The sequence below is a fragment of the Nonomuraea sediminis genome (genome assembly GCF_018531495.1).
Classification (GTDB): Bacteria; Actinomycetota; Actinomycetes; order Streptosporangiales; family Streptosporangiaceae; genus Nonomuraea; species Nonomuraea sediminis.
In genome coordinates this window covers 705,305-727,147 of record NZ_JAHDTI010000003.1, presented here as the reverse complement: position 1 = coordinate 727,147, position 21,843 = coordinate 705,305, and the positions used below count along the sequence as shown (strand labels likewise).

19 protein-coding genes are annotated in these 21,843 nt (G+C 71.2%); 9 read left to right on the top strand and 10 right to left on the bottom strand.

Going from position 1 to position 21,843, the window contains the following annotated elements; all coding sequences use genetic code 11:
• Nucleotide 1: 1 nt before the first annotated feature.
• Both sepH and KIK09_RS17460 read right to left on the bottom strand, forming a co-directional pair.
• A complete protein-coding gene (sepH, locus tag KIK09_RS57765) occupies nucleotides 2-2,104 on the bottom strand; it encodes a septation protein SepH (protein WP_250573223.1) in 2,103 nt (700 codons plus the stop codon).
• 152 nt (nucleotides 2,105-2,256) lie between these two features.
• Entirely contained in the window at nucleotides 2,257-3,093 is an 837-nt protein-coding gene (locus tag KIK09_RS17460) for a S8 family serine peptidase (protein WP_214320260.1), read from the bottom strand.
• A 140-nt stretch (nucleotides 3,094-3,233) separates the two neighbouring features.
• Here KIK09_RS17460 and KIK09_RS17455 point away from each other — a divergent pair, with 140 nt between their 5' ends.
• Nucleotides 3,234-4,004: a hypothetical protein gene (locus KIK09_RS17455; protein ID WP_214320259.1), complete on the top strand. Its 771-nt coding sequence runs from the start codon at nucleotides 3,234-3,236 to the stop codon at nucleotides 4,002-4,004.
• A gap of 140 nt (nucleotides 4,005-4,144) precedes the next feature.
• On the opposite strand, the gene KIK09_RS17450 is transcribed toward KIK09_RS17455, so the two are convergent.
• From KIK09_RS17450 to KIK09_RS17440, 3 genes are read right to left on the bottom strand one after another with little or no spacing between them, the layout of a single operon-like run.
• Nucleotides 4,145-5,425, bottom strand: a complete 1,281-nt coding sequence (locus KIK09_RS17450) for a D-arabinono-1,4-lactone oxidase (protein WP_214320258.1) — start codon at nucleotides 5,423-5,425, stop codon at nucleotides 4,145-4,147.
• Between the two features lie 39 nt (nucleotides 5,426-5,464).
• Entirely contained in the window at nucleotides 5,465-6,199 is a 735-nt protein-coding gene (locus KIK09_RS17445; protein ID WP_214320257.1) for a polysaccharide deacetylase family protein, read from the bottom strand.
• A 54-nt stretch (nucleotides 6,200-6,253) separates the two neighbouring features.
• Complete coding sequence (locus tag KIK09_RS17440; protein WP_250573222.1) at nucleotides 6,254-7,459, bottom strand: MFS transporter; 1,206 nt, start codon at nucleotides 7,457-7,459, stop codon at nucleotides 6,254-6,256.
• A 73-nt stretch (nucleotides 7,460-7,532) separates the two neighbouring features.
• Between KIK09_RS17440 and KIK09_RS17435 the strand changes: the two genes are divergently transcribed.
• A complete protein-coding gene (locus tag KIK09_RS17435; RefSeq protein WP_308164154.1) occupies nucleotides 7,533-8,666 on the top strand; it encodes a lytic transglycosylase domain-containing protein in 1,134 nt (377 codons plus the stop codon).
• An 83-nt stretch (nucleotides 8,667-8,749) separates the two neighbouring features.
• Here the strand turns inward: KIK09_RS17435 and KIK09_RS17430 are convergent, their stop codons facing one another.
• Nucleotides 8,750-9,724, bottom strand: coding sequence for a ferrochelatase (locus KIK09_RS17430; protein ID WP_214320255.1), 975 nt, complete (start codon nucleotides 9,722-9,724; stop codon nucleotides 8,750-8,752).
• Nucleotides 9,725-9,772: 48 nt separating this feature from the next.
• On the opposite strand from KIK09_RS17430, the gene KIK09_RS17425 reads away from it, so the two are divergent.
• Together KIK09_RS17425 and KIK09_RS17420 are read left to right on the top strand one after the other, a co-directional pair.
• Complete coding sequence (locus tag KIK09_RS17425; RefSeq protein WP_214320254.1) at nucleotides 9,773-11,749, top strand: S9 family peptidase; 1,977 nt, start codon at nucleotides 9,773-9,775, stop codon at nucleotides 11,747-11,749.
• A complete protein-coding gene (locus KIK09_RS17420) occupies nucleotides 11,746-12,534 on the top strand; it encodes an inositol monophosphatase family protein (RefSeq protein WP_214320253.1) in 789 nt (262 codons plus the stop codon). The genes KIK09_RS17425 and KIK09_RS17420 overlap by 4 nt, the downstream gene beginning before the upstream one ends.
• A gap of 43 nt (nucleotides 12,535-12,577) precedes the next feature.
• On the opposite strand, the gene KIK09_RS17415 is transcribed toward KIK09_RS17420, so the two are convergent.
• Nucleotides 12,578-12,742 (bottom strand): hypothetical protein, encoded by a 165-nt coding sequence (locus tag KIK09_RS17415; RefSeq protein WP_214320252.1) that lies wholly within the window; start codon nucleotides 12,740-12,742, stop codon nucleotides 12,578-12,580.
• 211 nt (nucleotides 12,743-12,953) lie between these two features.
• Here KIK09_RS17415 and KIK09_RS17410 point away from each other — a divergent pair, with 211 nt between their 5' ends.
• The 4 genes from KIK09_RS17410 to KIK09_RS17395 all read left to right on the top strand — a co-directional run bounded on the left by KIK09_RS17410 (nucleotide 12,954) and on the right by KIK09_RS17395 (nucleotide 16,353).
• A complete protein-coding gene (locus KIK09_RS17410) occupies nucleotides 12,954-13,607 on the top strand; it encodes a response regulator transcription factor (protein ID WP_214320251.1) in 654 nt (217 codons plus the stop codon).
• A gap of 38 nt (nucleotides 13,608-13,645) precedes the next feature.
• The gene (locus tag KIK09_RS17405) at nucleotides 13,646-14,932 is read left to right on the top strand and encodes a sensor histidine kinase (protein ID WP_214320718.1); all 1,287 of its coding nucleotides are present in this window, start codon (nucleotides 13,646-13,648) and stop codon (nucleotides 14,930-14,932) included.
• A 286-nt stretch (nucleotides 14,933-15,218) separates the two neighbouring features.
• Nucleotides 15,219-15,518 carry a DUF4193 domain-containing protein gene (locus KIK09_RS17400; RefSeq protein WP_020542847.1) on the top strand — a complete coding sequence of 100 codons (300 nt, stop codon included), beginning with the start codon at nucleotides 15,219-15,221 and terminating at the stop codon, nucleotides 15,516-15,518.
• A 34-nt stretch (nucleotides 15,519-15,552) separates the two neighbouring features.
• Nucleotides 15,553-16,353 carry a hypothetical protein gene (locus KIK09_RS17395; protein ID WP_308164151.1) on the top strand — a complete coding sequence of 267 codons (801 nt, stop codon included), beginning with the start codon at nucleotides 15,553-15,555 and terminating at the stop codon, nucleotides 16,351-16,353.
• 987 nt (nucleotides 16,354-17,340) lie between these two features.
• Here the strand turns inward: KIK09_RS17395 and KIK09_RS17390 are convergent.
• Genes KIK09_RS17390 through paaI form a run of 3 tightly spaced genes read right to left on the bottom strand, consistent with a single transcriptional unit; the run spans nucleotide 17,341 to nucleotide 19,596 of the window.
• Nucleotides 17,341-17,931, bottom strand: a complete 591-nt coding sequence (locus KIK09_RS17390) for a TetR/AcrR family transcriptional regulator (RefSeq protein WP_214320250.1) — start codon at nucleotides 17,929-17,931, stop codon at nucleotides 17,341-17,343.
• A gap of 4 nt (nucleotides 17,932-17,935) precedes the next feature.
• Nucleotides 17,936-19,231 carry a phenylacetate--CoA ligase PaaK gene (paaK, locus tag KIK09_RS17385; protein WP_308164150.1) on the bottom strand — a complete coding sequence of 432 codons (1,296 nt, stop codon included), beginning with the start codon at nucleotides 19,229-19,231 and terminating at the stop codon, nucleotides 17,936-17,938.
• Nucleotides 19,228-19,596: a hydroxyphenylacetyl-CoA thioesterase PaaI gene (paaI, locus tag KIK09_RS17380; protein WP_214320715.1), complete on the bottom strand. Its 369-nt coding sequence runs from the start codon at nucleotides 19,594-19,596 to the stop codon at nucleotides 19,228-19,230. Before paaI ends, paaK begins: the two co-directional genes overlap by 4 nt.
• A 98-nt stretch (nucleotides 19,597-19,694) precedes the next feature.
• On the opposite strand from paaI, the gene paaN reads away from it, so the two are divergent.
• The gene (paaN, locus tag KIK09_RS17375; RefSeq protein ID WP_214320249.1) at nucleotides 19,695-21,335 is read left to right on the top strand and encodes a phenylacetic acid degradation protein PaaN; all 1,641 of its coding nucleotides are present in this window, start codon (nucleotides 19,695-19,697) and stop codon (nucleotides 21,333-21,335) included.
• Nucleotides 21,336-21,843: the final 508 nt, after the last annotated feature.

Here is a 21,843-nt window from a genome sequence, read left to right as displayed (position 1 = left end):
GTCAGTCCGACTTCCGCGCCCCGAACATGATCTCGTCCCAGGTGGGCACCGACGCACGCCGTCCCCGCGATCCCTTGCGCGCCTGACGCGCCGCGGGTGCGGGCGGCGGCGACGGCACCGGCACGGGGGGCTCGTCCTTGCCCTCCTTGCTCGGCCTGGCCGCCGGCACCTTCTTCGCCGGCTTCCCCTTCCCGGCCGCGTCCTGCCGCTCTGCCGCGGGCTCGGCGGCCTTCTCCGGCTCGGCGGCCTTCTCGGGTACGGCAGGCTCTTCCGGTACGGCTTGCGCCGCCACGGGCTCCGGCGCGGTGTCGGCCACGGGCTCGGCCTCACGCTCGGGAGCCGCCGCCACGGGTTCTGGCGCGGGCTCGGGCTTGACCTCTGCCACGACCTCCACCACAGGCTCCGGTACGGCTTGCGCCGCTACGGGCTCCGGCGCGGCCACCGGTTCGGGGGTAGCGGCGACGGGCTCGGGAGCGACAGCCGCGGGTTCGGGCACGGCCTGGCCGGCGGCGGGCGCGGGGGCAGCGGGCTCGGGAGCGACAGCCGCGGATGCAGGCGCGGCCGGGGCGGCCTCGGGCTGGGCGGTCGCGACAGGTTCGGCGGCCGCGACGGGCTCCCGGACCTCCGGGTCCTCGGGCTCCTGTGCGACAGGCTCCGCGACGGCCACAGACTCGGGTACGGGCGCAGCCACGGGCTCGGGCGCGACCACGGGCGCGACCACGGGCGCGGACGCGGGCGTGACCACGGGCTCGGGCTCGGGCACGGGCGCAGCCACGGGCTCGGGTGCAGTCACTGGCTCAGGCGCGACCACGGGCGCGGATGCGGCCACGGTCTCGGGTGTGACCACAGGCTCGGGCACGACCACGGGTGCAGCCACGGGCTCAGGCACGGCCACGGGTGCGACCACAGGCTCGGGCGTAGCTACGGGCTCGGGCGCGGCCACGGGTGCGACGACGGGCTCAGGCGTAGCCACGGGTGCGACGACGGGCTCGGGCGCGGCCACGGGTGTGACCACGGGCTCGGGTGCGGCCACGGGCGCGGCGACCTTGGCAGCCGGGGGCTCCGCGACCGGTGCGGGCGCGGGCTCAGGTGCCTTGTCCGCCGCGGTCGGTGGGAGTGGCTCCGGCACCTCGGGCTCCACGTAGGTGGTGGGTGCGGGAGTGGGCTCGGGGGTCATCGGCCGCTCGGGCGGGAGCGTGGGGGACACGGGCGCGTAGAAGGCCTGGGTGTCGCGGGGACGCTCCGGGGCGCGGGCGCCGAAGTCCGGCGTCCACGGTGACGGGGTGGCCCGCCGTACAGGCTCGCCGGGACGGGCGTAACCCGTCTCGCGGGCGGGAGGCTCGGGACGCCGCAGGTCCTCCCCGGCCTCCGGCGCGCGGGCGGGAGGCTCGTGCCGCATGACGGGGTCCTGGCGGACGACCGAGGGGAAGGGCCGCGGGTCGGAGGTCAGCGGCGGCACCGGCTGGAGCTTGCCCGGCCGGGGCGTGAACGGCGTGACCGTGCTGTCCTCGACCGGCGGCGAGGGGTCGAAGTCGGCCGCCGACAGGCGCATCGCCTCGTCGTCGTGCGGCGTCACGTGGCGGCGGCGCGGGTCGAACAGCCACTCGGCGTGCCTGGTGTTGCCGTTCCACACGTAGCCGAGCTTGACCCGCCACAGGCCGTCGTCGCGCTTGGCCGAGTCCCAGTCGATCTCGTCGGTGGGCACGCCCCGCCTGGTCAGCCGCTCGGCCACCAGCTCGCCGAGCGTCGGTCCTGGGGAGGACTCACCAGGCATGCGCACGGCCACGCGCTGCGCCTGCTGGGCGACGTACTCCCGTTCCTGGAGCACGGGGCCCTCGAACCAGCGGACGCGCTCGACCGGGATACCCGCGGTCGCGGCGATCTCTTCCGCGGTCTCTCCGGCGCGAATGCGAGCCTGGATCTCCTTGGGGCGCAACGGACTCTCCACTTCGATCTCGTACTGGCCGAGACGGGAGAAGTTGCCGCGGACGGCAGCACGGAGCCGGTCGTCCACGGGGAGCGTGAACCGCGTACCCCGTCCGGCAGTCGCCAGGACGAGATAGGTGCCGTCCTCACTCACCGCGACGAGGCGGAGCTCCTGCATGCGAGTCCCTTCGTCAGCGCGATGTTTCTTCCCCCGGACCCTTGAGTCTCTCGCGTGTGCCGGTTGCCTGCCAGCACCGTACCCGGCATGTCCGAACATCGCCTTCATGGGATGGGCCCGGGACGATGTGACGCCGGTCACATTTGTGTCATTCATTCGGCTATTGACCGCCGCCCCGGGAGGGTCCTCGTCGGATTCTGGCGAATGACATCACGCGCCGTCGTGGACTTCCACCAAGACGCGAGAGCAGAAGGGGACTCCAGGAGCCGGGCGGCCGCCGCGGGTCCGGTCACCACGGGCACGCCCGCGCGCGCCAGTCTGTGCAGCGCGATCTCGAGCGCGGCCGAGTGGACCGGGACCGGCAGGCTCGTCACCGCGGGTCCCCTGGCGTGCCCGCGTATCCAGTCGAGCCCCGCGATCACGTCGGACAGGGTGCCGGTGCCCGCGCAGTCCAGCACGCGCACCGAGGCGATCCTGGCCTCGCGCGCCACGCCGTGCGCCCGGCCCGCCAGCGCGCGCGCCACGCGGGTGCCGTGGTGGTCGCAGTCCCGTTCGCGGCCGCCGGTGGCGTCGTAGGCGCGCCAGGCCCGGTCGCCGAGGTCGTGGTGGTCGGCGTCGAGACCGCTGTCGACGACGTAGAAGGTGACGCCGCGGCCCGCGCCGCCGTGCTGGTGAACGCGCCGGGCCGGGTGGGCGAGGGAGCGGCGCAGCCGCCGGTCGGGCTCGAGCGCGCGCACTCTTGCGTCGGTGCGCAGCCGCGCGGCCTGCTGGGCGCTGAGGTAGGTGGCGAAGCCGGGCAGCACGGCGGTGTAGAAGCGGCGGACCCGCCAGGGCGTCTCGCCCAGCAGGTCTCTGGCGTCGGCCCGGTTACGGGCAGTGACAATATAGGGGAGGACGGGTTCCTCCGGCCCGGCGATCCCGGAGGCGGGTGTGGTGGCCAGGGGGGCGACCGTTGTCACGGCCGTCGCCAGGGCCGCGACGGCGTACACGCAGGGCACTGCGAATCGGCGGGGCACGGGCGACGAATCTGCCTGTCACGCAGGTCACAGGAACAACAGGACACGCGGTCGCGTCTATTCACGAGGAAGCTTTTACCGAAACACCGCACAAGAGAGGACTGATCCGGGGGATGAGCGGCGAGCAGCGGAAGTTCGAGCTGAGCGTGCCGCAGATCGTGGGAAGCGCCCTGGCCGCGGTGACCGCCGCGGTCGCCGCCTCGTATCTGGGCGTGGCGGGAACGGTGATCGGCGCCGCCATCGTGAGCGTGGCCACCACCATCGGCAGCGCCGTCTACACCCACTACCTCAAGCGCACCGGCGAGCAGGTGAAGCTACGCACCGTAATCGCCTGGCGTGATCCGGAACCACCCGGCAACCCTCCAGAAGCCGAGCGGCGTGACGCTCCCGAACCGGGCGACACGGACGCATCGGACTCCGGGGAGACGACCCTGGTGATGCCGCGCGCCGAGCAGCCCGGGCGCCCGCTGCCGTGGCTGAAGATGAGCATGGGCGCGTCGCTGGTGTTCGCCGTCAGCATGGGCGCGATCCTGGCCTACCAGGGCATCTCCGGCTCCCGGGTGGACGAGCAGACCCGCGGCGCCAAGGACTCGGCCCCCGCCGTCCACCACAAGGCCCCGGCCAAGCAGGACGACCCCGCCACCCGCGCCCCGTCCTACACCCCGGCCACCAAGACGCCCGATCCCACGCCGACGCCCACCCCGACCCCGACGCCGACCAAGACGCCCACCAAGCAGCCGACCACCCCGACCCCGTCAGGGTCGCCCCAGGTGGACCCGTCGGTGATCCCCAGCGACGGCCCGACGAGCACGGGCCCCACCCATCCCGACACGCAGGAATCCCCGCCCGCGGACCAGCCCGAGCAGGACGCCGCGACGCCGTGACCCCGGACGTGGTTCCCGTGCGCCGTGACGGCGGGCGACCGTCACACCACGAGGGCCACGCCGGAGCCGCGTCGCCGGCGCGCGACGGCGGGCGGTGGGTTCCCACGGCCCGCCGTAACAGAACAAGGGGAACGTGAGCGTCAGGCGCCCAGCACGACGTCCAGGTAGTCGTTGGCGAAGATCCGGTGGGGGTCCAGCCGATCACGAAGCGCCACAAAGTCCGAAAAATGGGGGTAAACAGTGGCTAGGTAGGCGGCGTCGCGCGTGTGCATCTTGCCCCAGTGGGGCCGTCCGCCGAGCCTGACCATGATCTCCTCCACGCCCTCGAAGTAGGCGGGGTTCGGCGTGGGCCGGTAGATGTGGCAGGCGATGTAGGCCGACGGCCTGCCGTACGCCGTGGACAGCCAGGCGTCGCTGGGCGGCGTCACCCGCACCTCCACGGGGAAGGTGATCTTCCAGTCCATCCTCTCGATCAGGTCCCGCGTCTCGCGCAGCGCCTGGCCCAGGTGCTCGCGCGGCACGTTGTACTCCATCTCCAGGAAGCGCACGTCCCGCCGCGCCGTGAAGATCTTGTACGACGTGTCGACCGACTCCGAGTCGCCGAGCGCGGCGGCGCTGATCGCGTTGATCCGCGGGATCGCGCCGGGGAAGCGGGCCCCCACGGCGCAGGCCATCCCGAACACGGTGTTCTCCAGGAGCACGTTGTCCAGCCAGTGCTTGAGCGGGCTGGGCGGGCTGGCCGGCCCCGGATGCCGGTTGTTGGTCTTGACCAGGCACGCGTCGGTGTGCGGCAGCCAGAAGAAGTCCAGGTGCTCGTTGCCGCCCGTCATCTCCTCCAGCGAGTCCAGGATCCCGCTGAGCGTCATCACCCGGCGCCGGTTGTGCAGCAGGAAGGCGGGCTCCACCCGGAACGTCACCGCCGTCAGCACGCCCAGCGCGCCGAGCCCCACCCGGGCGGCGTCGAACAGCTCCTCGCCCGGCTTGGCGGTCGCCGGCGACCCGTCGGCCAGCACCAGCTCCAGCTCGGCGACCTGGTCGGCCAGCCCGCCGCTGTCGCGGCCCGTGCCGTGGGTGCCGGTCTGGATCGCGCCCGCGACGGTCTGCTCGGTGATGTCGCCCATGTTGGCCAGCGCGAGGCCGCGCCGGTCGAGCTCCTCGTTCAGCCGCCACAGCGGCGTGCCCGCCAGCACCGTCACCCGGTCGCCGTCGACGGACCTGATCCCGGTGAGCCCGGAGGGCCGCAGCAGGATGCCGTCGGTCAGGGCCACTCCGGTGAAGGAGTGGCCCGTGCCGACCATGCGGACGCGCCGTCCGCTCCTGGCCGCGTCCTGTACGGCGAGCACGACGTCCTCGACCGAGGTGGGGACGCGTGTCTCCGCGGGAGTGGCCGACTGATTGCCTGCCCAGTTCGTGAAGACCATGCGCGTTCCCCTTCGTGTCGGACTAAAGGTGAACGATACTCACTTTTGGTCCCAACCGGCAGGCTCAGGGAAGATGTCCCCGGGCTGCAGGTTCTCGTCCTTGATGACCTCGGACACGGTGACCAGATGGTAGCCCTTGGCCTGCAGCGTCTTGATGAGCGACGGCATCCCGTCGACCGTCTGCTTGACCCAGTCGTGCATGAGGATGATCCCGTTCGGCTGGGCCACCGACAGGGTCTGCTGCTGGATCTCCTTGACGTTCTTGGTGGCCCAGTCGCGCGACCCGGCCGTCCAAAGGATCATCGGCATGTCGAACTCGGCGGCCACCTCGGAGACCTGCGTGTCCGCCATCCCGAACGGCGGGCGGAGCAGCTTCGGCGTCACCCCCGAGGCCTTCTTGACCGCGTCCTGGGTCTTCTGGATCTCCGAGCGGATGGCCTCCGGCTCGAGATTGGTGAAGTTCGGGTGCGTGTAGCTGTGGTTGCCGAGCTCGTGCCCCTCGAGCGCCATCCGCTTGACGAAGGTGGGACGGGCGTGCACGTACTGGCCCTCGAGGAAGAACGTGGCCTTGGCGTTGTACTTCTTCAGCGTGTCGAGCAGCTTGCCCGCGTACTTGCCAGGACCGTCGTCGAAGGTCAGCGCCAGGCACTTGACCTGCGAGCAGTCCACCGGCTCCGCCTTCTTGGGCTTGGTGGGGGCGGCCTGCGCCACTGCCGGTGTCAGAGCGACAGTGACAGCCGCGATGGCCAGAAGTGAACTGATTTGTCGGGACATAGCAAAACTTTCAGTTGTGAAGGGTGTTGCGAGGGATATCCCGACGGTAGCGGATCAGCTCTTGGCCGGTGAAGGCGCTTCGGGAAGTCTCAGCAAACCCGAACCTCCGATGCCGACCACCACCGCGACCAGCGCACAGGCGAAGGAGAAGCCGTAGGCGTTGGACGCGCCGAACGCCTCGGTGAGCCGCCCGCCGGCCCACGCGCCGATCGCCACGCCGAACCCGATCGAGGTGGAGATCCAGGCCATCCCCTCGGTCAGCAGCGACGGCGGCACCAGCCGCTCGGTCAGCGAGAACCCGGTGATGAGCGTCGGCGAGATGGCGAACCCGGCGATGAACAGGAACACGGCCATGACCCGCGCGTCGCCGATGAACATGATCGGCAGCAGCCCGACGACGAACGCGCCGAGCGCCCGCACGAACCGCCGGCGCAGCGAGATCTTCCAGTTCCGCGACCCGAACCAGAGCCCCGACACCATGGAACCGCCCGCGAAGCAGGCCAGCAGGAACCCGGAGGCCGCCCTGGCGCCGTGCTCCGCGGCGAAGGCCACCGTGATCAGGTCCACGGAGCCGAACACGGCGCCCAGCGCCAGGTAGACGCACGACAGCAGGGCGATGCCCGGGATCAGGATGGGGCTGCCGCCCGCCGTACGGACCGGCTGGGCGGGAGGCTGGGTGCGGCGCTGCAGGGCCAGTGCGAGGCAGCCGCCCAGCATGCACGCCAGCGCGACGACCAGCCCCGCGTACGGGTTGACGGCGGTGGCCAGCACGGTGACCAGGGCGGGCCCGGTGACGAAGATGACCTCGTCGGCGACGGACTCGAAGGCGAAGGCGGTGTGCAGCTTGGCCGAGCCGCCGTGCAGGTTCGACCAGCGGGCCCGCACCATCGAGCCGAGCGACAGCGAGCTGGCGCCGACCAGCAGGCCGCTGGCGTACAGCGTCCATTCGGGCAGGCCGAAACCCGCGCACACCATCAGGGCGGCCAGCGCGACCGCGTTCATGACGGCGAAGGGGACGATCACCCGGTTCTGGCCGAAGCGGTCCACGAGCCGTCCCGACAGGGGAGCGGCGACCGCGTAGGAGACGTTGGTGGTGGCGGCGACCGCGCCCGCGGTGGCCCAGGACTCGGTGAGGCCGGAGATCAGCAGCACGATCCCGATGCCGAGCATGGACATCGGCATCCGGCCCACGAAGCCGGCCAGCACGAACCCCTTGATGCCGGGCCCGTCGAACAATCCCCGATACGGCCCGACCACCATGACCCCCAACCTTTGTGTACCGTCTGCCCGGACAGCAACTGATTTTTCCCCAGTTTCGGTTAACGTGTGCCGGGTGTCCGGCTTCCCGTGGTCCCGTCCGGTCGTCCTGCTGCTCTCAGGGCTGCTCGCCGTCGCCGTCGCGGGTGGCGTGACCGCGCTGATCGTGCGCTTCGGCCGGGACCAGCAGAACACCGCCGCGCACCGCCCGCTCGCCAGGCCGCAGCAGGAGACCCCCAAGATGGACCTGCTGCAGCCGGTGAAGGAGTTCGGGCAGGGAGGCCCGAGCGTCACCCCGACCCCGCCCAAGGTGATCGCGATCGCCCGCGCCACGGTGCCCAAGCCGGCCCGCTTCGCCCTGGCCAGGCTCAAGCACGTGCAGAAGGTCACGGTCGTGGACGCGGGCTCGATCAAGGTGTCGGGCACCGGCCTGAACCTGCTCGCGGTCGACCCGGCCGCCTTCCGCTCGTGGACGCCCAAGGCCGTCGCAGAACAGCCGGCCGTGTGGAGCGCGCTGGCCAGGGGCGAGTTCATCGCCGACCAGTCGGCGGTGAACAGGCTCGGCCTGGTCCTGGGCGCGCAGTACCAGGTCGACGGCGGGCCCAGGCTGCGCGTGGCGGCCTCGGCGACGCTCGGGCTGGTCGGCATCGACGGCCTGGTCAGCGCGGAGACCGGCAAGGTGCTCGGACTGGCCGAGGGCGTGGCGGTCCTGCTGCACGGCAGGGCCTCCATCAGCGAGCACGGCGTCAAGCGGGTGCTCGGCAAGGGCGCCCAGGTCGTCACCATCGGCGCCAGGCCCTCCAGCGGGAAGCCCGCGGTCACGGCCGGGCGCCCCGGCAGCTACCTGGACCTGTACAAGCAGTCCGCCACCCGCTGCCCGGGCCTGTCATGGACCGTGCTGGCGGCGATCGGCCAGGTGGAGAGCGGTCACGGCCGCAACAACGGCCCGTCCGTGGCGGGCGCGCTCGGCCCCATGCAGTTCATGCCGGCCACCTGGAAGACCTACGGCGTGGACGGCGACGGCGACGGCAAGGCCGACATCTGGAGCCCCTACGACGCGGTGCCCGCCGCCGCCCAGTACCTGTGCGCCAACGGCGCGGGCCAGGGCGGCGAGAAGCTCCGCAAATCCGTGTGGTTCTACAACCACTCGTGGGACTACGTGAACAAGGTCCTGTCCATCGCCGACGCCTACGCGCGTTCATATTCCTGAGTTACGGCAGGGCCACCGCCACCGGCCGCCCGCCGTCATGCGCCACCGGCCCGCGACCGGCGCTTCCGGCGAGTCGGTGACGGTTACTCGCCGCTACGGCGCGCGGAATCCACCTGGCCCGGTCGCGACGGGCGCGGGCAGCACGTCAGCGCGCACTGGACCGGCTCCGGCTCCTCCATCAGTTCCTTGACCATCTGGACGAAGCGCGGGTGGGTCCCCGCCGTGGCGGCGCGCTCCAGCGGCAGGCCCAGCTCCTGCGCCAGCTGCCTGGCCTCGGTGTCGAGGTCGTAGACGACCTCCATGTGGTCGGAGACGAACCCGATCGGCACCAGCACCACGGCAGGCGCGTCGACCTTGCGCAGGTGGTCGAGGACGTCCGGCTCCAGCCACGGCACCTGCGGCGGGCCCGAGCGGGACTGCCAGACCAGGTCCCACGGCCCGGTCCTGCCGAGCGCCTCGTTGACCAGGGCCGCCGACCTGCGCAGCTGCGCCTCGTAGAGGCCGCCGGAAGGGCCCGCCGTACGGGCCATGGACTCGGGGATGCTGTGGGCGGTGAACACCAGCCGCGCGTCGTCGCGGCCCAGCCGCGCGAGCGCCTGCCGCACGTGGTCGGCCATGGCCGCGACGAACCCCGGGTGGTCGCCGAAGTGACGCATCTTGACCAGCTCGGGTCCGCCCTCGACCGAGATGCGGGCGATGTCCTCGTAGTACTGGCGGCAGCTGGAGTAGCCGGCGAAGGCCGAGGTCGCGAAGACGGCGGCGCGCCTGATCCCGTCGGCGTGCATCTGCCGCACGGTGTCCTCGCCCAACGGGTGCCAGTTGCGGTTGCCCCAGTAGACCGGCACGTCCACGACCGGGCGCAGCGCCGCGACCAGGTCCCGGTTCTGCTGGTTGATCGGGCTCACCCCGCCGAAGGACCGGTAGTGCTCGGCCACCTCGAGCAGCCGCTCGCGCGGCACGCCCCGGCCCCGCACCACGTTCTCCAGGAACGGCAGTACATCGTCCGGCCCCTCCGGACCCCCGAACGACAGGACGAGCAAAGCGTCGTAAGTTCCCACGGTGAGTAAGCCTATGACCAGTGCTGAGGGGGAGGTAGGTTCGATCAGGTGAGCGCATTCAACGACATACGTGACTATGTAGGCATCCCGCGCGTCCTTTCGCTGAAGCTCGCCCCTGACGGTTCCCGGCTGGTCTCCGTGGTCCAGTCGCTGAACCCCGACGGCAAGTCGTACGGCACAGCGCTCTGGGGAATCCCCGTCGACGGGGAGCCCACCCGCCTGACCCGCTCCGCCAAGGGCGAGAGCTCGGCCGACTTCACCGACACCGGCGACGTGCTGTTCACCTCCGCGCGGCCCGACCCGACGGTCAAGGACTCCGACGACGAGGTGCCCGCGCTCTGGCTGCTGCCCCGCTCGGGCGGTGAGGCCCGCCAGGTGGCCACCCGCCCCGGCGGCATCGGCGGGTTCCGTACGGCGGGCCAGGTCGTCGTGTTCGCCGCCGACGTGCTCAACGGGGAGGAGGCCGCCGAGGAGGAGCGCCGCAAGGCCCGCAAGGAGGCGGGGATCAGCGCGATCCTGCACGAGGGCTACCCGATCCGCTTCTGGGACCACGATCTCGGCCCCGGCCACACCCGGCTGTTCGCCGCCAGGATCACCGAGGACCGCCTCGAGGACGTCCGCGACCTGACGCCCGGGCCGGGCGAGTCGCTGCGCGACGTCTCGTTCGCGCTCACCCCCGACGGCTCCACCGTGGTCGCCACCTGGCGGGTGTTCCTGCCGCGCGGCGAGCAGCGCTCAGAACTGGTCGCCATCGACGTGGCCAGCGGTGAGCGGCGCGTCCTGTCCAGCGACGAGGCCTACGACTTCACCGGCCCGATCGAGGTGTCGCCCGACGGCTCCCGCGTCGCCTGCTCCCGCGAGCGCATCACCGGCATCGACCTGTCGGCCCGGGCCGAGCTGTGGATCGGCGACCTGGCCACCGGCGAGGGCGAGACCCACGCCGCCGACCTGTTCCCGATGGACCTGGCCTGGGCGCCCGACTCCAGCGCCGTCTTCATGGTGGCCGACCACCAGGGCCGCCGCCCGATCTTCCGGGTGCCGCTGGACGCCGACGCCGTCCGCCTCACCTCCGACGACGCCGCCTACCTGAGCCTCAGCGTCTCCCAGGACGGCCGCTTCGTGTACGCGCTGCGCAGCGGCGTGGACGCCGCGCCCGCCCCCGCCCGCGTCGACGCCGTCTCCGGCGAGGTCACCGCGCTGCCCTCGCCCGCACCCGCCCTCGAACTGCCGGGCACGCTCACCGAGATCTCCGCCACCGCCGACGACGGGCAGGAGATCCGCGGCTGGCTGGTGCTGCCCGCCGGCGCCTCCGCCGACAACCCGGCGCCGTTCCTGCTGTGGATCCACGGCGGTCCCGTCGCCTCGTGGAACGACTGGTCCTGGCGCTGGAACCCGTGGATCATGGCCGAGCACGGCTACGCCGTACTGCTGCCCGACCCCTGCCTGTCCACCGGGTACGGCCAGCACATGATCGACCGCGGCTGGGGCGACTGGGGCCCGCGCACGCTGGCCGACCTCGACGCCATCGTCGACGTGGCGCTGGCCCGCGACGACGTCGACGCCGACCGCATCGGCGCGATGGGCGGCTCCTACGGCGGCTACATGGCCAACTGGGTGGCCGGGCACACCGACCGCTACAAGGCCATCGTCACCCACGCCTCGCTGTGGAACCTCGACCAGTTCGCCGGCACCACCGACGCCTCGATGTACTGGCAGCGCGAGTTCGGCGAGCCGGGCTCCGAGCGCTACGCCAAGCTGTCACCGCACCACGCCCTCGACAAGATCAGCACGCCGATGCTGGTCATCCACGGCGACAAGGACTACCGCGTGCCGATCGGCGAGGGCCTGCGCCTGTGGTGGGACCTGCAGCGCAGCGGCGTCGAGTCGAAGTTCCTCTACTTCCCCGACGAGAACCACTGGGTGCTCAAGCCGGGCAACGCCGTCGCCTGGTACGAGACCGTGCTCGCCTTCCTCGCCCAGCACGTCCTCGGCCAGGAGTGGAAGCGACCGGACTCGCTGGCATGACGGATTTCGTAAGGCTCGCGGAGGACATCGCACGTGAGGCGGGGGAGATGCTCCTGGCCAAGCGGCCCACGATGTCGTCCGCGATCGAGACCAAGTCCAGCCCCACCGACGTCGTGACCGAGCTGGACAAGGCCTCCGAACAGCTCATCCGCTCCCGGATCCTGGCCGCCCGCCCCGACGACACGATCCTCGGCGAGGAGGGCGGCGAGGCCCGCGGCGCCTCGTCCGTCCGCTGGGTCGTCGACCCCGTCGACGGCACGGTGAACTTCCTGTACGGCCTGCCCGACTGGGCCGTGTCCATCGCGGTCGAGGTGGACGGCCGGGTCGTCGCCGGCGCCGTGAACGTGGTGCCGCGCGGCGAGATGTTCACCGCCGCCCTCGGCGAGGGCGCCTGGCTCGGCGGCGAACGGCTGCGCTGCAACACCGGCGTCCCGCTGGAGCGGGCGCTGGTGGCCACCGGGTTCGGCTACTCCGCCGGGCGCCGGGCGGTGCAGGGGGAGGTGCTGGCCGCGGTGCTGCCGCGGGTGCGCGACATCCGGCGGGGCGGCTCGTGTGCCTCCGACCTGTGCTCGGTGGCCGCGGGACGGGTAGACGCCTACTACGAGCGGGGCACCAACTACTGGGACTTCGCCGCCGCGGGGCTCGTGGCCACCGAGGCGGGCGCGCGCATCGGCGGGTTGCACGGCAAGCCGTGCAGCTCCGAGATGACGCTGTCCGCGGCGCCAGGGCTCTTCGAGGAGCTGCACGACCTGCTGGCCTCGCTCGACCCGGAACGCGACGCGTAACAGAACGGCCGGAGCCTCAGGCTCCGGCCGTTCTCTTTCCCGGTCAGTGGGTCAATGGCACGCCGTGATCGTCGGCCAGGCGGCGCAGGTCCTCGATCTCGGCGGTGAGCGTGTCGGCGAGGTATTCGTCGCCGGCGCACCGAGCCTCCCTTAGACCCTGGTAAGCCTGGTCGAGGCGGCGTTCGATCGTGGTGGTGAACTCGCCCATCTCACCTTCTCTCGTGGGGGTTCGACACGTGTGCACGGGACACTGAGGGAACACACGGCGATGGGTGTCCCGACGGCATACCCACCCTCCTCGCCCCCCGAAACCTGGAATCGGGTGTGCGTTGCCGCACGCACTCCCGAACATGCCTTACCGTGCGTTTATCGGGCCTGTGGGCAGAATGAATCACCGGATCTGAGAGGGGTACCAGGCCGTGCGAGTGCTGGTGGTTGAGGATGAGCGGGTGCTCGCCGACGCGATCGCGACCGGGCTGCGCCGCGAGGCCATGGCGGTCGACGTGGCATACGACGGGGGCGGAGCGCTCGAGCGCACCTCCTACATCGACTACGACGTGATCGTGCTGGACCGCGACCTGCCCGTCGTCCACGGAGACGAGGTGTGCAGGCGGCTCGTGGAACAGCGCAGCGCCTCCCGGATCCTCATGCTGACCGCCTCCGGCGACGTGGACGACAAGGTCGAGGGACTCGGGCTGGGCGCCGACGACTACCTGGCCAAGCCGTTCGTGTTCATCGAGCTGGTGGCCAGGGTCAGGGCGCTGGGCAGGCGCTCGGCGCCCGCGCTGCCGCCCGTCCTGGAGCGCGGGGGGATCACCCTCGATCCGGGCAAGCGGCTGGTGCAGCGCGACGGCAAGGAGATCGTCCTGACCAAGAAGGAGTTCGCGGTCCTGGAGGAGCTGATGCGGGCCGAGGGCGCCGTCGTCAGCCAGGAGGACCTGCTGGACAAGGCGTGGGACGAGAACATCGACCCGTTCACCAACGTGGTGCGCGTGACGATGATGACGCTGCGCAAGAAGCTCGGTGAACCGCAGGTGATCGAGACCGTACCTGGAGTGGGATACAAGCTGTGACGGAGAGGCCGGACCGTGAGGGGGTGCCCACGCACCCCATGATCAGCCCGCACTCCGAGCGCAAGGCTCGGCGGGAGGAACTGACCGTGGGCGGCAAGCAGCCGCCCCCTCCGACCGGCCCGCCGGCCTGGGACGGCCCGCCGCCGCCCTCCTACGCCCCTGCCCCGCAGACCCCGATGGAACGGATCAAGGGGCTGCCCGCCAAGGTGAGCATCCGCTGGCGGCTCACCCTCACCTACAGCGCCCTGTTCTTCGTGGCCGCCGCCCTGCTCCTGTTCATCCTCTACACGATCGTCGGCAGCGCGATCGACAAGGCCTGGCCCAACCTCGACCTGAGTGGCTTGGACGTGGAGACGGCCACCAAGGGCCAACTGGTCTGGCACGACGCCCGGCTGCAGGCCGTCGCCAACGCGCGGTCCGCGCTGTTCAGCAGCTCGTTCATGGCGCTGCTCGGCATGGGCATCCTGGCGCTCATGGTCGGCTACTTCGTGGCCGACCGGGCGATGCGGCCGGTCGCCCAGATGACCGCCGCCGCCCGCAAGCTGTCCGACAGCAACCTGGCCCACCAGCGCATCGACCTCAAGGGCCCGGAGGACGAGCTGAAGGAGCTGGCCGACACCTTCGACGACATGCTGGCCCGCCTCAACGTCGCCTTCGACACCCAGCGGCGCTTCGTCGGCAACGCCTCCCACGAGCTGCGCACCCCGCTCACCATCAACAGGACGGTCCTGGAGATCGCCCTGTCCGATCCCGAGGCCTCCGAGGATCTCAAGACGCTGGGCCGTACCCTGCTCGAGGTCAACGCCCGCAACGAGAAGCTCATCGAGGGCCTGCTGCTGCTGGCCAGGAGCGAGCGGGAGCTGGCTGTGCGCAAGCCGCTCGACGTGAAGGAGGTCGCGCAGACCGCTGTCGAACAGGTCACGCCGTTCGCCGCCGAGCACGACGTCACGATCACCACGGAGTTCGCGAACGCCCCCGCGATCGGCGACCCCGTGCTCTTGGAGCGGTCCGTCAGCAACCTGCTCGAGAACGCCGTCAAGTACAACATCCCCGACAACGGAAAAGTCTGGATCAGAACGGGAATGGCGGACGGGGCCTTGGTTGTTCAGGTGGCCAACACCGGGCAACATGTCCCGGCGTACGAGGTGAACAGCCTGTTCGAGCCGTTCAGGAGGCTCCATGCGGACCGTGTGGATTCGGCCAAGGGAGCGGGTCTGGGGCTGTCCATCGTCCGTGCCGTGGTGCAGGCACATGGCGGAAATGTGACCGCCGTTCCCCGCGATGGCGGGGGACTGGTCGTCACCATTCGCCTTCCCGGACGCTGATCCGGCGTGTTGCTCCACGGCGGGCGTCTCGTTCACGCCGTACATGTGGTTGGATGTGCCGTCGAACACGGTGGTGCATGACGCCAAGGCTGTGTGTTTCGCCATATTTGGCTAACCGCACGGCTGTCGGCAGCAGGCCCTGACGTGTTGGCAGGTTCGTCGTCCGTTCCCGCGGGGTACCGATGCAAAATCCCTTGACGGAACGGGCACAAGATGGACCTCTCAAGCGTTAGAGAACGCGCGATGAGCGCGAAAGCATATAGATGAGGGGGATGGAGTAAGCACAATGGCTACCGACTACGACAGCCCGCGCAAGACCGATGACGACCTGGGTGAGGACAGCCTCCAGGAACTTCAGGCCAGGCGCACCGACAAGTCGTCCGGCAGCATCGACATCGACGAGACCGATCTGGCCGAGTCGCTCGAGCTGCCCGGCGCGGACCTGTCGAACGAAGAGCTCTCCCTGCGGGTGATTCCCCGCCAGGCCGACGAGTTCACCTGCTCGCGCTGCTTCCTGGTGCACCACCGTAGCCAGCTGGCCTCCGAGAAGAACGGCCAGCAGGTCTGCCGGGAGTGCGCCGCCTGACCGCAGCACCGCGATCAGCAGAGGGAGGCTTGGCGTGGCTGCACCCGAGAAGGACCAGGAACCAGGCAAGGAACTCGCCGATCCCGGCAGCGAGGTCGGCGAGATCGTAGGCAGGCTCACCACTCCTGGTGAGCTGGAACCGGCCGAGCGGCGCAAGCTGCTCGGCCGCCTAGCACGGTCACTGTCCACCGGGGCCAGGAAGGCCAAGGAGTCCGGCATCGGCCGCGGCCGCTGGCTGGCCGACGTCTTCCTCAACATCGCGCCACGCATTCCCATCAGGGACCTGAAGACGCTCTCAGAGCACCACCACGGGCTCACCGGCGAACAACTCGCCGACGACCTCGTACGCACGGCCCAGAAGGCCACGATGACCGTCGGGGCCATCGGCGGAGCGCTCGCGGCGGCCGAATTCGCCGCCCCGCCCCTCCTCCTTTCAGCCCCCGCGCAGCTCGTCGCCGAGACCATCGTGGTCGCGGCCATCGAGGTCAAACTCCTCGCCGAGTTGCACGAGGTCTACGGCGTGCGCGTCGAAGGCTCCGGCACGCAGCGCGCGATCGCCTTCACCTCGGCGTGGTCCAAACAGCGCGGCATCGACCCCCTCGCGCCCGCCTCGGTCACGCTCGCGCTCGGCGCGGCCACCAAGACCGCCCTGCGCAACCGGCTCATGCGCGTACTCGGCCGCCACCTGACGACCCTCGGCCCCTTCCTCACGGGCGCGGTCGCCGGCGGAGCCCTCAACCGGGCCGCCACCAAAAAACTAGGCGCAGCCATCCGCAACGACCTCCGCCTGAAACGCCCCCTCCCCCCAACCCCCCACCCCGAACTCAACCCCTAACCCGCGAGTTCCCCTCCCTCTCCTTTCCCGGCACCCCTCATCCGCCGCCCCTCACCTACCACTGCACTACTCCCGCGTGCCCCGCCATCCCCTCGGCCCTCATGCGCCGCCCCTCACCTAGCACCGCACCACCCCCGCGTGCCCCGCCATCCCCTCGGCCCTCATGCGCCGCCTTCCCCCGCCACCGACCGGCCCCTGGCTGGCCACCGCCTACCTCGCGCCGACCCTCACCGCACCACGTCCCGCCGACCCGGCGCGCACTGCTCTCGGGCTGGGCGTCGTGCCACGTCCCACCGTCCCGGCGCGTGGTCGTGCCCGCTGTCTGCCGGTCTTGGGCTGGCCACCGCTCACCTCGCGCCGACCGCCGCCGCACCACGTCCCGCCGCCCCCGGCGCTTGGTCGTGCTCGTCGTGGGGTGTCTGTGCGCCCCACCGTCTCCGCGTCCACCGTCCGCGCCCCGTGTGCGTCGTCTTCTCCGCCGTCCGCCGGCCCCGGCTGGCCGCCGCCCACCTCGCGCTGGCCTCCGCCGCACCACGTCCCGCCGACCCGGCGCGTGGTCGTGCCCGTCGTGGGGTGTCTGCGCGCCCCCACCGTCTCCGCGCCCGCGGCCCGGGCCGTGTGCGTCGTCTTCCCCACCGTCCGCCGGTCCCGGGCTGGCCACCGACCACCTCGCGCCGACCGCCGCCGCACCACGTCTCGCCGACCCGGCGCGTGGTTGTGTCCGCCGTCCGCCCACCGACTCCGCGCTTGGCCTGCCTGGCCGTGCGCGACTTCGCGCCCCCCGCGTCTCGCCGTCCCGGCGCGTGGTCGTGCCCGTCGTGGGGGCTTCCCGTCGATCCGGCGCGCGCTGCTCTCGGGCTGGGCGCCGTGCCGCGTCTCGCCGTCTTGGCGCGCGGTGGGGTCTGCCGTCTCTCGTGCCTGTGTCTCGGCCTGTTGTGTGGTGCGCCGAGCCCCTGTGCAGCCCGTCTGCTTGCCGTACGGGTGGGGTTAGACGCGGAGGCCGTCGAAGGTCATGCGGAGGATGGTGGTGGCGAGGTTGTCGGCGGTGGTGCCGCGGGTGGGCTGGTACCACTCGGTGATCGAGTTGACCGTGCCGAACAGGAGGCGCGTCACCAGCGCGGGGTCGAGGTCCGGACGGATCTGGCCCTCCGAGGCCGCCTCCTTGACGAGGTGGCTGACGAAGCGGTCGAACTCGCGCCGCCGCTCGAGCGCCGCCTGCTCCGTCCCGCTGTTGCCCCGCACCCGCAGCAGGAGCGTCACGTACGGCAGGCGGTCCACCAGGATCGCGACGCTCTGCCGTACCACCCATTCGAGCCGTTCGAGCGCCGGCCCGGTCGTCGCGCGCGGGTCGGCGATCATCGCGAAGAGGCCGTCGAGCGCCCGGTCGAGCGCCCGCGCCAGGAGCTGCTCCTTGCCGGGAACGTGGTAGTAGATGGCGGATTTGGTGACGCCGAGCGCGCGGGCGAGATCCTCCATGCTGGTCCCGTCGTAGCCGCGCTCGTTGAAGACGCCGACGGCGATCGACAGGACGGACTCGGGATCGTGCCCGCGCCTGCGTTGACGGGTTGGACTGGCCATATGGCTAATTATCCCGCCTGTCGTAGACCCGTTTGAGCTTGCCCATCGACCGCTCGAGCGTCTCCGGCTCGACGATCTCCACCTCGACGGTCAGCCCGACGCGGTCCTTGACCTCCCTGGCCAGCTGGGCGGACGCGCTCGCGCGGTCCTCGAAGCCGGGGCGCGACTCGACCTTCACCGTGAGCACGTCCAGGCGCTGCGGGCGCGTCAGGTGCAGCTGGAAGTGCGGCGACAGGCCGGGGATGCGCAGCACGAGCTCCTCGATCTGGGTGGGGAAAAGGTTCACGCCGCGCAGGATGATCATGTCGTCGGTGCGTCCCGTGACCTTCTCCATGCGGCGGAACGCGGGCCGTGCCGTACCGGGGAGCAGGCGGGTCAGGTCGCGCGTCCGGTAGCGGATGATCGGCAGCGCCTCCTTGGTCAGCGACGTGAACACCAGCTCGCCGGAGTCGGCGGGCTCGCCGGTGAACGGGTCCACCGTCTCGGGGTAGAAGTGGTCCTCCCAGACGTGCAGGCCGTCCTTGGTCTCCGCGCACTCCTGGGCCACGCCCGGGCCCATCACCTCCGACAGGCCGTAGATGTCGACGGCGTGCAGGTCGAAGCGGTCCTCGATCTCGGTGCGCATCTGCTCGGTCCACGGTTCTGCGCCGAAGATCCCCACGCGCAGGGAGCTCTCGCGCGGGTCGAGGCCCTGCGCCTCGAACTCGTCGAGCAGGGCCAGCATGTACGACGGGGTCACCATGATGACCGAGGGCCGGAAATCCGTGATGAGCTGCACCTGGCGCGGCGTCATGCCGCCGGAGACGGGCACGACCGTGCAGCCCAGCCGCTCGGCGCCGTAGTGGGCGCCCAGCCCGCCGGTGAACAGGCCGTAGCCGTAGGCCACGTGCACGATGTCGCCGGGGCGGCCGCCGGCGGCCCTGATCGAGCGGGCCACCACGTCCGCCCAGGTGTCGATGTCGCGCCGGGTGTAGCCGACCACGGTGGGCTTGCCGGTGGTCCCGCTGGAGGCGTGCACCCGCACGACCTCGGTGCGTGGCACGGCGAACATCCCGAATGGGTAGCAGTCCCGCAAATCCTGCTTTGTTGTGAATGGGAATTTGGCCAGGTCCGACAGGTCCTTGCAGTCGCTCGGATGAACGCCCTGTTGATCAAATTTTTGCCGATAAAGCGGGACATTCTCGTAGGCGTGGTGAAGTGTCCATTGGAGGCGCTCGAGTTGGATGGCCATGAGCTCGTCGCGCGACACGCGCTCGATCGCGTCGAGCTCTTCCTGCGCGGGGGGTTGTGCGAGTTTCACCTGATCTCCCTGCTGCGGCCGCGAAACTCCGCGACCACCTGACCATCGGACTTTCTCACCGTGATGTCGCAGACGCCGCTGCGCCCGTAACGGGTGCGCTCGACCGCCTCCGCCACCAGGACGTCGCCCTCGTGCGCGGGCGCCACGAAGATGATCTCCGCGCCCGCGGCCACGGTCACCGGGCCGTGGGTGTTGCAGGCGCAGGCGAAGGCGGTGTCGGCCAGGAGGAAGACGTACCCGCCGTGGCACAGCGCGTGCCCGTTGATCATCTGGTCGGTGACGGCCATCCTGCACACGGCCCTGCCCTGCCCCAGCTCGATCAGCTCGATGCCGAGGGCCTTGGACGCGGTGTCGGCATCCATCATGCGACGCGCGGACTCCAACGGAAGTCTCCCTTGTCAACTGACCGAATGTTCGGTAAACACTTCACCGTCCGGCCATCCCTGTCAAGAGAGGGACCACCATGTTCGAGCAGCATCGCGAGACCCTGGATCGAGCTCTCTCCGCCATCGCCGGCCGCGGCTACTGGAGCGCCTACCCGGAGTCGCCCAGCCCGCGCGTGTACGGCGAGGGCGCCGCCGATCGGGGCAAGGCGGACTTCGAAGCCCGTCTTGGCAAGCCGTTCCCGCTCGACCAGCCGGCCACCGGGTCCTGGGTCGGCGCGGAACGCTCGCCGTACGGGATCGACCTGGGCGTCACCTACCCCGAGCCGGACGTCGAGGCGCTGGTCGCAGCGGCCAGGCAGGCGCTGCCGGCCTGGCGCGACGCCGGGCCAGAGGTGCGCGCGCTCATCTGCATCGAGATCGTGAACCGGATCAACCAGCGCAGCTTCGAGCTGGCCAACGCCGTGCAGCACACCACCGGGCAGGCGTACGTCATGGCCTTCCAGGCCGGCGGACCGCACGCGCAGGACCGCGCGCTCGAGGCCATCGCGTACGGCTACGCCGCCCAGACCACCTCGACCTCCTCCGTGCGCTGGGAGAAGCCGACCAAGGGCGACCCGATGGTCATGGAGAAGAAGTTCACCGTCGTGCCACGCGGGATCGGCCTGGTGATCGGCTGCAACACCTTCCCCACCTGGAACGCCTACCCAGGCCTGTTCGCCTCGCTCGTCACCGGCAACCCGGTGATCGTCAAGCCGCACCCCCGGGCGATCCTGCCGCTGGCCATCACCGTCGAAGTGGCGCGCGAGGTGCTCGGCGAGGCCGGGTTCGACCAGGCGCTGGTGCAACTGGCCGTCGAGGAGGGGCAGGGGCTGGCCGTCGAGCTCGCCTCGCACGCGCAGATCATCGACTTCACCGGGTCGACCGCGTTCGGCGACTGGCTGGAGGCCAACGCCCGGCACGCCCTGGTCCACACCGAGAAATCCGGCGTGAACGCGATCGTCATCGACTCGACCGGCTCCTTCAAGGGCATGCTCGCCAACCTGGCCTTCTCGCTGTCGCTCTACAGCGGGCAGATGTGCACGGCGCCGCAGAACATCTTCATCCCCGCCGACGGCATCACCACCGACGAGGGCCACAAGACCTTCGACGAGGTGGCCTCCGGGATCGCCGCGGCGGTCAGGAGGCTCACGGACGACGACGCCAAGGCCGTCGAGCTGATCGGCGCCATCGTCAACCCCGGCGTGCTCGAGCGGGTCGAGCAGGCGTCCACGCTCGGCGAGGTCGTCCTGGAGTCGCGGGCGGTCAAGCACCCGGCCTTCCCCGACGCGGTCGTCCGCACTCCCGTGATCGTCAAGCTCACCGCCGACCGGCGCGAGGTCTACGACCACGAGCACTTCGGCCCCATCGCCTTCGTCATCGCCACCGGCTCGACGGCCGAGTCGCTCGACCTGCTCCGCAGCACGGTCGCCGCCCGCGGCGCCATCACGGCCGCGGTCTACTCGACCTCGCCCGCCACCCTCGACGCCGCCGAACGCGCCGCCCTCGACGCCGGGGTCAACCTGTCGTGCAACCTCACGGCCGGCGTCTTCGTCAACCAGTCGGCCGCCTTCAGCGACTACCACGGCTCAGGCGCCAACCCCGCCGCCACCGCCTCCCTCACGGACCCCGCCTACATCGCGGGCCGCTTCCACATCGTCCAATCCCGCCGCCCCGCATGACCCCACCCCCCTGTACGGCGAGCGCCCCGCTACGACGAGCGCCCGGGTACGGCGAGCGCACCAGGCTACGTGCCGCGGCGCGCTCACCCTGGGGCGCCGGTGCGATGGGCTCTGTGCGGGCGGATGGTGCGTGCTGGGCCACCTGCCGCGCAACGCACTCGCTGGGCGCCGGTGCGGCGAGCCGGGGTGTCGGTGTTCGTCGGCGCTTTGGTACGGCGAGCGTCCCGGGCGGCATCCGCGAGGGGACGCGTCGTGCGTCGTCCGGGGCGTGTGGCGACGGGCGGCGCGCTTGGGCGTCCACAGCGCGCCCCGCTCGGGCGTCGGTGCGGTGGGCGGGTGGTGCGTGCCGGGCCGCCTGCCGCGCAACGCACTTGCTGGGCGCCGGTGCGGTGGGTCGGGGTGTCGGTGTTTGTCGGCGCCTTGGTGCGGCGAGCGTCCCGGGCGGCGGCGTCTGCGAGGGGGAGCGTCGGGTGTGCGGCGTGGCGGTGCGTGGTGTGTGGCGGGCCGT

Excerpts from the sequence above, each read along its gene's own strand:
- sepH (WP_250573223.1), bottom strand. The coding sequence starts at position 2,104 with ATGCAGGAGCTCCGCCTCGTCGCGGTGAGTGAGGACGGCACCTATCTC.
- KIK09_RS17455 (WP_214320259.1), top strand. The coding sequence starts at position 3,234 with ATGAGCGGCGAGCAGCGGAAGTTCGAGCTGAGCGTGCCGCAGATCGTG.
- KIK09_RS17450 (WP_214320258.1), bottom strand. The coding sequence starts at position 5,425 with ATGGTCTTCACGAACTGGGCAGGCAATCAGTCGGCCACTCCCGCGGAG.
- KIK09_RS17445 (WP_214320257.1), bottom strand. The coding sequence starts at position 6,199 with ATGTCCCGACAAATCAGTTCACTTCTGGCCATCGCGGCTGTCACTGTC.
- KIK09_RS17440 (WP_250573222.1), bottom strand. The coding sequence starts at position 7,459 with ATGGTGGTCGGGCCGTATCGGGGATTGTTCGACGGGCCCGGCATCAAG.
- KIK09_RS17420 (WP_214320253.1), top strand. The coding sequence starts at position 11,746 with ATGACGGATTTCGTAAGGCTCGCGGAGGACATCGCACGTGAGGCGGGG.
- KIK09_RS17415 (WP_214320252.1), bottom strand. The coding sequence starts at position 12,742 with ATGGGCGAGTTCACCACCACGATCGAACGCCGCCTCGACCAGGCTTAC.
- KIK09_RS17405 (WP_214320718.1), top strand. The coding sequence starts at position 13,646 with ATGATCAGCCCGCACTCCGAGCGCAAGGCTCGGCGGGAGGAACTGACC.
- KIK09_RS17400 (WP_020542847.1), top strand. The coding sequence starts at position 15,219 with ATGGCTACCGACTACGACAGCCCGCGCAAGACCGATGACGACCTGGGT.
- KIK09_RS17390 (WP_214320250.1), bottom strand. The coding sequence starts at position 17,931 with ATGGCCAGTCCAACCCGTCAACGCAGGCGCGGGCACGATCCCGAGTCC.
- paaI (WP_214320715.1), bottom strand. The coding sequence starts at position 19,596 with ATGATGGATGCCGACACCGCGTCCAAGGCCCTCGGCATCGAGCTGATC.
- paaN (WP_214320249.1), top strand. The coding sequence starts at position 19,695 with ATGTTCGAGCAGCATCGCGAGACCCTGGATCGAGCTCTCTCCGCCATC.